The following is an 11,955-nucleotide window of genomic DNA, read 5'->3' on the forward strand; positions in this document are numbered from 1 at the left end:
GCCGACCCCTGCCCCAGGATGCTGTGATGTGCGGCACCGGACGCCCCGTAGGGTGGCCCCATGAACACCGAGACGTCGCCGCGGGAGCACCCCCGAGCTGCCTCGATAGAGTCCGGGACCGGCACCGCGCTGGAGACCTGGGTGCAGCGGATCACCGAGGCCGGTGGTCCCGATCTCGACCACTCCGCCATCGCCCGCCTGCTGCCCGAGCGCTGGGACATCACCGAGTGGTGGGCGCAGGGCGTGACCGTGGCCTATGAGCAGGTCATCGGCCGACGGGTGGTGGGGCAGAGCTGTGACGGCGACTTCTCCGCCTCCGCCTCCCGGACCGTCCCGGGCGACCTCGACGCGGTGCGCGACCGCTGGGCGGCCTTCATGACGCCCGCGCGACGCGAGCAGCTGGGACTCGAGGAGCCCCGCCTCAGCGACACCGTGACCTGGCGCTACTGGCGCGCCGCGGTGGCCGACGGGAGCCGCGTCTCCGTGAACATCACGGCGAAGAGCGGCCCGGCCGGACGCACCTCGACCGAGCCCCGCAGCACGCTCGGCATCGAGCACAAGGGTCTGGAGACGGCAGCTGGCCGCGACGCCTGGAAAGCCGCCTGGAGCCGGACCCTCGCAGACTTCATGACCTCCCCCGACGACCTCCTGAAGGAGAACCGATGACCGACGCCGCCTCGCCGAGCCCATCCTCCGCCCCGCAGGGCACCTCTGCCGCGCAGCTCCCCGCCCCCGACGGCTCCTCCGATCCCCACGAGTGGCTCGAGGACGTGACCGGCGAGAAGGCCCTGGCCTGGGTGCGGGAGCACAACGCGGCCGCGGAGTCCGAGCTCGACGCGGTGCGCGATCCCCGCGGGTCCGATGCTGCCGATGCGGCACCGCTCGCGCAGACCCTGCAGCGCGAGATCCTCGAGATCCTCGACGCGACGGACAGGATCCCGGGCGTGGTGCTGCGCGGCGAGCACCTCTACAACTTCTGGACCGACGGCGAGCACGAGCGCGGGCTGTGGCGCCGCACCACGCTGGAGTCCTACCGCACGGATGCCCCCGACTGGGAGATCCTGCTGGACGTCGATGCGCTCAACGAGGCCGAGGGCGAGGACTGGGTGTGGCACGGCGCGAGCCTGCTGCGCCCCGTCGGCCTCGAGGACGGCGAGCCCTATCGGCACGCCCTGATCGACCTCTCCCACGGCGGCTCCGACGCCGACGTCACCCGCGAGTTCGACCTCGAGACCCTCTCCTTCGTGCCCGAGGCCGAGGGCGGCTTCTTCCGCCCCGAGGCGAAGGGGAGCCTGAGCTGGGTCGACGTCGACACGGTCTGGGCCTCCACCGACTTCGGCGAGGGCACCATGACGAGCTCGGGCTATGCGCGCCAGGCCCGCCTGTGGACCCGCGGCACCCCGCTGGACGAGGCACTCCTGGTGCACGAGGTCGCCGAGAACGACATGGCCGTGTTCGCCGCCCACGACTCCACCCCCGGCTGGGAGCGCGACTGGGTGATCGAGGCGCACGCCTTCTACGACAACAGCGTCCACGTCGTGGATCGCGAGCAGGAGCCTCCGACGCTCACCACACTCGACGTCCCCCACGATCTCGAGGCCAACGCGCACCGCGACCTGGGCATCTTCAGCCCGCGCAGCGACTGGGAGATCGACGGGACGACCTACCTGTCCGGCTCTCTCGTCGTCGGCGACTTCGACAGCTTCCAGCGCGGCGAGCCCGAGCTGCACGTGCTGTTCGAGCCCACCGAGAGCACCTCGCTGGAGGGGATGACCATCACGAGGACCGCGGTGGTGCTCTCGATCCTCGAGGACGTCGTGCACCGCCTGGAGGTCCACACCCGCGACGAGGACGGCGCCTGGGTGAGCCGGGACCTCTACCCCGAGCTGCAGGGCTCGATCGGGGTGGCCGCAGTCGACTCGGACGTCGACGACCGGATCTGGGTGACCGTGACCGGCTTCATCGAGCCCACCACGCTGCACCTGGGTGATCTCTCGGAGGTCGCCGGCGGTGGCGAGCCCGGCGAGCTCGAGATCATCAAGTCCACCCCGGCCCGCTTCGACACCACCGGCCTGGAGGTCAGTCAGCACTTCGCGACCAGCGATGACGGTACCCGGATCCCGTACTTCGAGATCTCGAGCACCGACGCCGTGGAGTCGGAGCGGCCCTCGCCGACCCTGCTGTACGGGTACGGCGGCTTCGAGATCTCCCTGACGCCGAGCTACCTCGGCGCGATCGGCAAGGCCTGGCTGGAGCGCGGCGGCACCTACGTGCTGGCGAACATCCGCGGCGGCGGCGAGTACGGGCCGCGCTGGCACCAGGCGGCGCTCAAGGAGAACCGTCATCGTGCCTACGAGGACTTCGCCTCGGTGGGGCGGGACCTCGTGGAGCGCGGCGTCACCGACCGGGACCATCTGGCGGTGCGCGGCGGCTCCAACGGCGGCCTGCTCACCGGGAACATGGTCACCCAGTACCCCGAGCTGTTCGGGGCGGTCATCATCCAGGTGCCGCTGCTGGACATGAAGCGCTACAACCATCTGCTGGCCGGCTACTCCTGGATGGCCGAGTACGGCGATCCGGACACCGAGGACTGGGAGTACATCCGCACCTTCAGCCCGTACCACCTGCTGCGCGAGGACACCGAGCAGCCGTATCCGCCGACCTTCCTGCTCACCTCCACCCGCGACGACCGGGTCCATCCCGGTCACGCCCGCAAGTTCACGGCCGCGATGGAATCCCTCGGCGCGGATGTGCGCTCATGGGAGAACACCGAGGGCGGGCACGGGGGAGCGGCCACCAACGAGCAGGCGGCCCGGATGAACGCCCTGCTGTACACGTTCCTGTGGAGCACGATCGGCTCGTGAAGCTCCCCGGCGTGCGCTCCACCGACCTCTTCGATCGTCCCGCGCAGGACGATCTGCTGCAGATCCGCAACGACCTGATGACGGTCTACCGCGAGATCTCGGCCGGCGACGAGCGTCTGTTCCCGCTGCGCTATGCGCGGACCGTCCCGCGCAGCACCTCGCGGCGACGGACGGCGTCGGCCGGAGCGCCGGTCGACGAGGTGACGGTCGACGGCGCCGAGCAGCCCCTCGCGGCAACGCCGGAGGTGCCCGTGCTGCTGCTCCCCGACGGGCCCGACCGGGCCTCGGTGCTGCCCTACGACGTGCTGCGTCGAAGCCTCGCCGGGCGCGGCCTCGACGTGCTCATGATGGAGCACCGGGGCGTGGGCCTCTCGCGCCTCGACGCGGAGGGCCACGACCTCCCGCCCCATGCCATGTCGCTGCGTGAGGTGCTCGGCGACGTGCTCGCGGTGCTGGACCATGCCCGGGCCCCGCAGGTCGCGCTGTACGGCGTGGGCTATGGCGCCTACCTGGCCCAGGCACTCGCCGTCCTGCACCCCGAGCGGGTGCATTCCCTCGTCCTGGATTCCCCGCTGACCAGTGCGGACGACGAGAAGATCGCGCAGGAGACGCTGCGAGCGATGTACTGGGACGGCACCGTGCCGGCCACCTCGACGACCGCGTCGTCCCTGCGTCGGCTCGTGGGCGAGGGCGTCGTGGACGGGTACCGCGCGGGTCCGGTGGTGCTGGCCGTCCATGAGCACGGCGGGCCATCCGCCGTACGGGACCTCGTGGACCTGCTCGCCCTGGGTCGCGGTCAGCTCACCTGGAACAGCGTGCGGCAGGTGCTGAACCGTGACTGGCTGCAGTCCACGCCGTACGTCATGGAGTACGACCTGACCGCCCGCATCCTCCACACCGAGCTCGGCGGCGGGCACCATGCGGACGGCGGACCGCTGGACCCGCTGGTGATCTCCGGTGAGAAGTCCCGGACGGTGCCGCCGTTCACCGGTGAGGTGCTCGATCTGCACGAGCTCGCCCCGGCGATCACCGCCCCGACCCTGGTGATCACCGGGTCGCTGGATCTCATCTCCCCACCTCGGATCGCCCGGGAGCTCACCGCACGGATCCCCGGGGCTCGACTGCTCGAGGTCCCCGGGGCCGGCCACTCGATGCTCGACACCCGCAGCCAGATCACGCAGATCGCGGCCCGCTGGAGCGCCTGCGGGGCCGCGCATCTGCTGCCGGAGCACGCGCACGAGCTCGCGGCGCTCCCGGCGACGCCGACAGATCAGGCACTCTCCCGCGGCCTCCAGATCGCGCTGGCCGCGGAACGGTACTCGCCGTGGCGGATCCGGGTGGAGTCCGCCCGGGCGAAGCGCGAGCAGGCCCAGGTGGATCCCCGGTCCCGACGCACCCGTCACGTGAAGCTCGACTGAACGGCTGTTCCGGACCTGCCTGCCCGTCCCGGTCCCCTCGATCGGCGGGGTCGCCTGTCGTCGGCCCGACATCCGAGACGTACGACCCGGCGATGAAGATTCGCAGGAAACTCTTCGAGGACGATGGATGATTTCTGCCCGGCGGTCTTCAGATCGGTGCGGGGCCCGCATACCCTGGGATCTGGTCGTGACCCGGGGAGCGCGATCGATGGCTCCCGGTCGTGGCCGGAGAGAAGCACCGCAGGACTGAACAGCACCACGATGGAACAGCACAGGGGGAACCATGCGTCGACGGGTGACGGGCGTGCGCAGCACGGACTCGCCGGCCTCGACGCCGCGGGTCTCGATCGTCCTGGCCGCTGCGAGCGTCGCCGCCGTCGGTGCCTTCACAGGCTTCGGCATCGCCGGTGTCGGGCCACTGGCCGCGCTCGCCGGGGACCAGCAGGACGACCCGACCGTCGTCCAGGAGGTCACGCCGTCCGACGGCGGCGGAGCCGACAACGCCCCCACGCAGACGCCTGAGCCCGCGAGCCCCGGGACGACGACCGCCGACCCGTCGCCCGAGCCGGACTCGCCGTCGCCCGAATCGGATTCGCCGGACACGGACGCGGATTCGCCGACTCCGGAGTCGGAATCGCCTGCCCCGGAGACGGAGGAGCCGACCTCCGAGGCACCGGATGCCGAAGACCCGGACCCGTCGTCGGAGAACCCTGCCGAGGACGAACCCACGACCCCGGAGTCGAGCGAGGACCCCGGTCCCGTCGGCCCCAGCCCTGTTGAGCCCGCTCCGCCGACCGATGACCAGAGCACACCCCCGGGCGACGGTGCAGGCGGCGAGGACGACGGAGACGACGGCAGCGACGGTGGCGGCTCGACGCCCAGCCCGACCGACCCGACCACGGAGCCGTCGACCGAGCCGACTACTGATCCGACTACTGATCCGACTGCTGATCCGTCGACCGATCCGACCGATCCGTCTGAGCCGACTGAGCCGACAGATCCGACGACAGCTGAGCCGACCGAGTCGCCGAGCGAGAGCCCGAGCTCGACCGATCCGGAAACCACCCCGTCCACAAACGATCCATCCACCGATCCCACCGATCCCACCGATCCCAGCGATGGCGGCTGAGGTCGCCCCAGGATCGATCGCTCCGACGCGCTCACCTCTCGAGGACGTCGCAAGCAACCGCTCGGCGCCTCAGTGGCTGGACGGCGTTCTCCCCGTCGTGAGGGACGCCGTCAGACTCCCAGCAGGTGAAGGATCTCGGCACGGTGCCGGATGATCCAGGCGGCGCTGCGTGAACGCCAGGCCAGCCGCCACGGCGCGGAATCGTCCGTCGCCGCCTCGCCTGCCGAGATGTTCAGACGCGTGGCCTCGTACGCCGTATCGCGGATCGCGTAGTCGCTCATGCCCTGCACGACCGCCGGCCAGAGAGCACGCTCCAGGCCGTATGCGTTCAGGAAGGCGCGCAGCAGCTCGACCTTCTCCTCGAGGTTCGTCAGCGGAGCGACCGCGTCGACCTCTGGATCGTGGAACCGCATGGCCAGCCAGCAGGTGGCGGCGATCTCGTCGAGTCGCACGATCGGGCCCGCGAACTCCCAGTCGATCAGGGACACGGACTCCGCCGAGGTCACCAGGACGTTCCAGGGTCCGGTGTCGCCGTGCCCGATCACGATCTCGGAGAGGAAGGTGCTCTCGCTGAACGGGTCCGGGGCGTGGGCCCGGAACTCGAACGGCTGCCACACGTCGGTGGGCAGTGCGTCGAAGTCCGCGCCGGCGTCATGGAGCGAGCGCAGCAGGCGACCGAAGGACTCGACCTGATCGCGGCTCAGCACCACGTCGACCGCCGTGGTCCCTTCGACGAAGCTGACCTCGTCCAGCTCGGGCGACTGCTCCGCGAGCGGGACCGGCAGGCCGTCGAGTCCTGCGTCGGCGAGATGGGAGAGCAGTCGATGCACGGTGGTCGACCAGACCCGCCGATCACGCGACACGCTTCTCGAGGTCACCGAGACGAATTCGTCGGCCACAGGTTCTCCGTTCAGGGGGAAGATGCTGAGGGTCCAGCAACCGGATAGCAGGTACCAAGAATGAGGGTGCCTGCGGTGGTTCCAGGATCCGAGCCTAGGCGGCTGCAGGCACGGCGGCGATCGAATACTCGAGCTCCTGCGCGGGCGCAGGCGGCCGGACCCTGGACCTCGTCCGTCGTCGCGCACCGGGCGCGAGAGGCCGATCCCGTGATGCGTCACCCGTCTACGCCCGGCACGCCACGCTGAACCCGCCGTCGTCGTAGACGGTCTCGAAGTCCGTCCCCCAGGTCTCCTGTGCCCAGTCGGTGATGTCCGCGGGCGGCTGACCGGCCCAGGAGAACGCATAGACGTCGCTCAGCACGCAGTCGGGGACCCTCGTGTTGGGGCCGTGGATCCACTGCACGTCGTGGTCGGGCACGGCCTGGGCCATGAGGGTGATGTCGACGGCGAGCACGGCGCCGTCCGGCACGGCATCCAGCGCGGCGGCGGCGTACGGGGCCCGCCACGTCGGCTCCCAGCTCCCGGGTCGCACGACGTCCAGCACCGGCATCGACCCGCCCAGTATCAGCGTGACCACGGCGGAGGCCGCGACCGCGGTGACCCGGATGCGCCGCACGGGCACCGGGGCGTCGCGCCGCAGCCACGCGGTGGCGCGGCCGCTGTGACGGTCGCCGAGGGCATCGAGCAGCGCGGCCAGGGCGATCGGCATGAGCACGGCGTCGTAGTGCCAGCCCCATCCCCAGTAGAACTCGACGGTGCCGGTGAAGCGCCAGGCCAGCGTGGGCAGCATGAGGGCGATCAGCGGAGAGCGGGCACCGATGACCCCGGCGGCCAGCAGCAGCATCAGGACCGTCACCCACTTCGCCCCCGGCCAGAACACGTCCAGCGGCGAGCCGAGGTTGTCGGTGTAGTCGTACTGCCCGGCCGTGTTCAGCGCCGGCAGGATCACGAAGGTCGACAGGATGAACCAGCCCGCGCCCCAGCAGGCGAGGGCGTATCCCAGCAGGCGATGCTCGCGATCGTCCCGGTGCCGTAGTGCGATGATCCCTCCCAGCAGGGCGACGGTGAGACCGAGGTCCTCCTTGACCAGCACCAGGGGCGCCGCCCACAGCACAGCGGCGGGCACCCGGTCACGCAGCAGGGAGGTCAGGGCCATCGCCAGCAGCGGCACCGCGAACGCGATCTCGTGGAACTGCACGGACGCGGCGGATTGGAGCCCGAAGGAGAACACGTACGCTCCACCCGCGACGGAGCCCAGCCAGGGGCCGAGGCGATCGATCGCGAGCCGGGTCAGCGGGATCGCGGAGATCCCCAGCAGCAGCGCCTGGGTCCACAGCAGCGCCTCGCCCGAGGGCCATACCCACCACACGGGGGCGAGCAGCGCCAGGATCGGATGGAAGTGATCGCCGAGCAGGTTCACGTCGTCGCCCTTGATCGGGACGATCGGCGCGCGCAGCTCCCCGTAGGCCCGCGCGAGCTGCGTGAAGATCCCCAGGTCCCATGACCGTGTCACGAGGTTCCGGAACTGCAGCGTGCCCTGCACCCCATAGGCGACGGTCGCGAGCACGGCGAGCAACGGGGGCACCAGGAGCCATCCCCGCCGCGCGGCTCGGTCGGTGGACGGCGGGGCGTCCTGCCGGGTCGAGGGAGCGTCGGCGGTGCGGTTCACGGTGCGAGGGTACCGGGCCCGCACGCGCGGCCGGATCGCAGGGGTGGGGCGGGGCTCTGCTCCGACTCGTGAGCGCCTCGCCGGCGAATCCTGCACTGACCATAGAATCAGCTCATGACCTCGATCTCTTCCGGCCGCCTGCTCCGCCTCACCGTCGCGGCGGGCGCCGTGGGCGCTCTCACCCTCATCGAGCCCCGACGGCTCGGACCCTGGACCCGTGCCGCCTACCGGGTGGGCACGGCTGCGGTGAGCGGTCTGCTCGTCGCGGATACCACGACGGAAGAGGGGGCGCTGCTCGACCCGGCACTCGACGGACTCCTCACCGGAGGTGTCACCCTGGGCCTCATGGACCTGTCCGAGCATCTGGATCACAGGATCGTGGGCGGGCTCCATCGTCTCGGGGTGTCGCGGCCGCGGTTGTTGCTGGCCGGGATCGGGGCGGCTGGCGCGGCGGCGCTCTACCTGGTGCCGACGCCGACCTGGGCCGAACGCGGTGGCGAGCTTGCTCCGTCCGAGGACGACCAGGCGACGGTGGAAATGCCCGAGCAGGTCAGAGCGTTGATCGCGGCTCTGCTCGCGCCTCCGGCCGACGGCGGCGACCATGCCGGCACCCCCGCGCTGCGCACGCAGCTGGACTCCACCCGCGTCATCGATGTCGGCAGCGGGAGCAGCGACGTGATGCTCGTCGTCGAGCGGGCGGAGCGCCTCGCCGTGCCGTGGAATCAGACCTGGCCGGTCACCGGCCGCTTCGATCAGGGCGGCTTCTGCTTCTCGCTGGAGCTGCAGATCGATGAGGGCCGGCTCGGGATGCTCAGCGTGATGGTGCTGGACGAGGACGAGCGCGTGGACGAGGCCCTCGAGTTCCTCGACCGTCCCGGATACGAGCTGCCGACGCCCCAGGCGATCACCCTGCACCATGAGAGCGAGAGCGAGGAGCCGTCGGACGCACTCCCGTGACGGCGAGCTGTCACCGGGGCCTGCATGGGCCCTTACACGGGCGGCGCAGCCGTGGCGCCTCGTCGTTGCACGATCGTGGCCTGGATCTTCAGTGATTGGGCTCACGCCGGTGCATCAGGCGTGATGAGATGCGCAGTGCTGGTGCGCGCCGGTGATCCCGGGCGCGACGATGCGCAGCGCACCGCCCATCCCATCCCCCGGAGGAACGCTTCGATGCCCTTCATCCACCCTCACCTGCCCAGACCGCGCGGAGTGCTCGCGGCGGCAGCCGGCGCGACCCTCGTCGCCGGTCTTCTCGTGACCACACCGGCGCTCGCCGACGGCGGCCCCGAACCCCTCGGATCCGCCTCCGACCTCGGCGTGGACACCCCCACGCCCGACGAGGTCCTCGACGCCGCGCCCGAGGCGATCCCCGGGCGCTGGCTCGTCGAGGTCTCCGGCGACCCGGTGCTCCGCGGCGGCAGCCGCTCGGCCAACGTCTCCGCCCAGGACACGGTCAGCGCCCGCGCCGCTGATGCGTCGATCCCGCTGACGGTCGATACGACCTACGTCCAGGGCTGGAACGGCATGGCGGTGCAGATGGACGACGCGGACGTCACGAAGCTGCGCGCCGTCGACGGTGTAGAGGCCGTGTACCCGGTGCTCGAGGTGGCCCAGCCCGAGCCCGCCGAGCCTGCGGACGCGGGCCCGGAGGATGTGTTCGGCAATGCCATGACCGGCGTGGACCAGGTGCAGGAGGTGGACGGCCTCACGGGTGAGGGCGTCACCGTCGCGGTGATCGACTCCGGCATCGACTACAACAACCCCGACCTCGGTGGATCCGGCGTCAACGACGAGAAGGCCGACTTCCCCGGTGATCGCGTCGTCGGCGGCTACGACTACGTCGGCGACGACTACGACTCCACCACCGGGATCCCCGCGGCGCCCGACGCCTACCCCGACGACTGCGGTGGCCACGGCACGCACGTGGCCGGCATCATCGGCGCGGACGGCGAGGTCATCGGCGCCGCCCCTGACGTGGACCTCCTCTCCTACCGGATCTTCGGCTGCGACGGCACCAGCAGCACCGACGTGATCCTCGAGGCGATGGAGCAGTCGCTGACCGACGGTGCGGACGTCGTGAACATGTCCCTCGGGGCGAGCTTCATGACCTGGCAGGACTACCCCACGGCGCAGCTGGCCGACTCCCTCACCGCCAACGGCGTCACCGTCGTCATCTCTGCCGGCAACGAGGGGGCGGCCGGGACCTTCTCGAGCGGCGCCCCCGGCGTCGCCTCCGACGCGATCACCGTCGCCTCGGTCGACAACACCCACATGCGCACGCCCTTCGGCATCGCGGCCGACGGCGAGCGCGCCTATGCCGCAGCCACCGGCGGTCCGGCCGCACCCACCGAGGGAGAGCTCGCGCTGATCCCTGCTGGCGAACCGGGCACCGAGGCCGCGCAGGGCTGCACCGCCGACGCGGTCCCGCCCGCCGCCAGCTCCGGCCAGGCTCTGCTCGTCGAACGCGGCGTCTGCTCCTTCTACGAGAAGGCGCTCGCCGGCCAGGAGGCCGGCTACGACGCCGTGATCCTGTACAACAACTCACCCGGCGCGGTGAACCCCACCGTCGAGGGCGACCCGGCGATCACCATCCCCGTGGTCATGATCGGTCAGGCCGACGGGGCTGCGCTCCAGGAGGCGGCCGCCGCGGGCGACGTCACCTGGGCCTGGCAGGAGGGCACCACCGTCGTCGAGAACGCGACCGGCGGGCTGGTCTCGGACTTCTCCTCCTACGGGCTCACCGCCGAGCTGGAGCTCAAGCCGGACATCGCCGCTCCCGGCGGTTCGATCTGGTCCACGGTCCCGCTCGAGCAGGGCGGGCACGGCGCGAAGTCGGGGACGTCGATGGCGGCTCCCCATGTCGCCGGTGCTGCGGCGCTGCTCCTGCAGGCCCACCCGGCCCTCGCACCGAAAGATGTGAAGACCGCGATGATGAACACCGCGGATCCGCTGACCTGGTCGCTCTCACCTGATCAGGGCTACCTCGAGCCGGTCCACCGTCAGGGCGCCGGCCTGCTCGACCTGGTCGAGGCAGTGCACACCACGACCAGCATCGGCGCTCCCTCGATCTCGCTCGGCGAGGGCGAGCAGGGCCTGCAGACGGTCACCCTCGGGGTCACCAACGACTCCGACCAGGAGAAGACCTACGACATCGGGGTCCAGCACGGCGTCGCGACCGGCGCGCCGACGGAGAACCCGCAGTTCTACACCGCCGAAGGCACCGCCGACCCGTCCGCGTCGAGCGTGACCGTGCCGGCCGGCGCCACGTCGGAGGTGGAGGTGACCCTCGGTGAGGACTTCGGCGAGGACGGCCTCATCTACGGCGGCTGGGTGACGTTCACCAGTGCCGACGACGACCTCGTGGTCCCCTTCGCGGGCCTGTCCGGCGACTACCAGGCGCTGCCCGTCCTCAGCGACCAGGGGATGGGCCTGCCCTCCCTCGGGGTGAGCGATGGAGCCGGCGGCGTGCTGCTGGATCCGGAGGGCGGGAGCACGTACACGATGCAGGACGGGGACATCCCCTACCTCGCCTACGCGTTCTCGTACCCCGTCGAGCGGCTGGAGATGAAGGCCTACTCGGTCTCGAAGACGGGGAAGCTGCGGCTCGTGAACCCGGGCGTGGGCCTGATCGATTCCACGGACCACCTCGGTCGCTCCCCGGAACCCGAGGTCTACGGCTGGGACGGCACGTACGCCCTGAAGAACGAACGGGTGCGGACCGTGAAGGATGGCGACTACGTGCTGCAGATGCGGGTGCTGAAGCCCCTCGGCGATCCGGAGAACCCGGACCACTGGGAGACCTACACCTCCCCGCAGTTCACGATCGACAACCCGGCACGCGGCAAGGACGACGCCCGCTGACCGAGGGCGGCGCCGTCCCCGAGCAGGGCGGCGCCGACGGGCGTGATGCACGCTAGAACACTGCGAGGGCGGTGGCACCCGATACCCGGGTGCCACCGCCCTCGCCGTCGTGCCG

Annotated in this window: 8 protein-coding genes; 6 read left to right on the plus strand and 2 right to left on the minus strand. The window is 71.0% G+C overall.

Annotated elements, in window-relative coordinates; all coding sequences use genetic code 11:
* Positions 1 to 60: 60 nt before the first annotated feature.
* The 4 genes from ABD093_RS09045 (at position 61) to ABD093_RS09060 (ending at position 5,411) form a co-directional block, all read left to right on the plus strand.
* Positions 61 to 666: a hypothetical protein gene (locus ABD093_RS09045; RefSeq protein WP_343923875.1), complete on the plus strand. Its 606-nt coding sequence runs from the start codon at positions 61 to 63 to the stop codon at positions 664 to 666.
* Positions 663 to 2,864, plus strand: coding sequence for a prolyl oligopeptidase family serine peptidase (locus ABD093_RS09050; RefSeq protein WP_343923877.1), 2,202 nt, complete (start codon positions 663 to 665; stop codon positions 2,862 to 2,864). Before ABD093_RS09045 ends, ABD093_RS09050 begins: the two co-directional genes overlap by 4 nt.
* The gene (locus ABD093_RS09055) at positions 2,861 to 4,282 is read left to right on the plus strand and encodes an alpha/beta fold hydrolase (RefSeq protein WP_343923879.1); all 1,422 of its coding nucleotides are present in this window, start codon (positions 2,861 to 2,863) and stop codon (positions 4,280 to 4,282) included. Before ABD093_RS09050 ends, ABD093_RS09055 begins: the two co-directional genes overlap by 4 nt.
* Positions 4,283 to 4,565: 283 nt before the next feature.
* Positions 4,566 to 5,411 (plus strand): hypothetical protein, encoded by an 846-nt coding sequence (locus tag ABD093_RS09060; protein ID WP_343923881.1) that lies wholly within the window; start codon positions 4,566 to 4,568, stop codon positions 5,409 to 5,411.
* 110 nt (positions 5,412 to 5,521) lie between these two features.
* On the opposite strand, the gene ABD093_RS09065 is transcribed toward ABD093_RS09060, so the two are convergent.
* Together ABD093_RS09065 and ABD093_RS09070 are read right to left on the minus strand one after the other, a co-directional pair.
* Positions 5,522 to 6,310, minus strand: coding sequence for a phosphotransferase (locus ABD093_RS09065; RefSeq protein ID WP_343923883.1), 789 nt, complete (start codon positions 6,308 to 6,310; stop codon positions 5,522 to 5,524).
* A 223-nt stretch (positions 6,311 to 6,533) separates the two neighbouring features.
* A complete protein-coding gene (locus ABD093_RS09070) occupies positions 6,534 to 7,979 on the minus strand; it encodes a DUF2079 domain-containing protein (protein WP_343923885.1) in 1,446 nt (481 codons plus the stop codon).
* A 114-nt stretch (positions 7,980 to 8,093) separates the two neighbouring features.
* On the opposite strand from ABD093_RS09070, the gene ABD093_RS09075 reads away from it, so the two are divergent.
* A complete protein-coding gene (locus tag ABD093_RS09075; protein WP_343923886.1) occupies positions 8,094 to 8,936 on the plus strand; it encodes a hypothetical protein in 843 nt (280 codons plus the stop codon).
* A 213-nt stretch (positions 8,937 to 9,149) separates the two neighbouring features.
* Complete coding sequence (locus ABD093_RS09080) at positions 9,150 to 11,840, plus strand: S8 family serine peptidase (protein ID WP_343923888.1); 2,691 nt, start codon at positions 9,150 to 9,152, stop codon at positions 11,838 to 11,840.
* Positions 11,841 to 11,955 lie beyond the last annotated feature (115 nt).

The organism is Brachybacterium tyrofermentans (assembly GCF_039526165.1).
GTDB classification, from domain to species: Bacteria; Actinomycetota; Actinomycetes; order Actinomycetales; family Dermabacteraceae; genus Brachybacterium; species Brachybacterium tyrofermentans.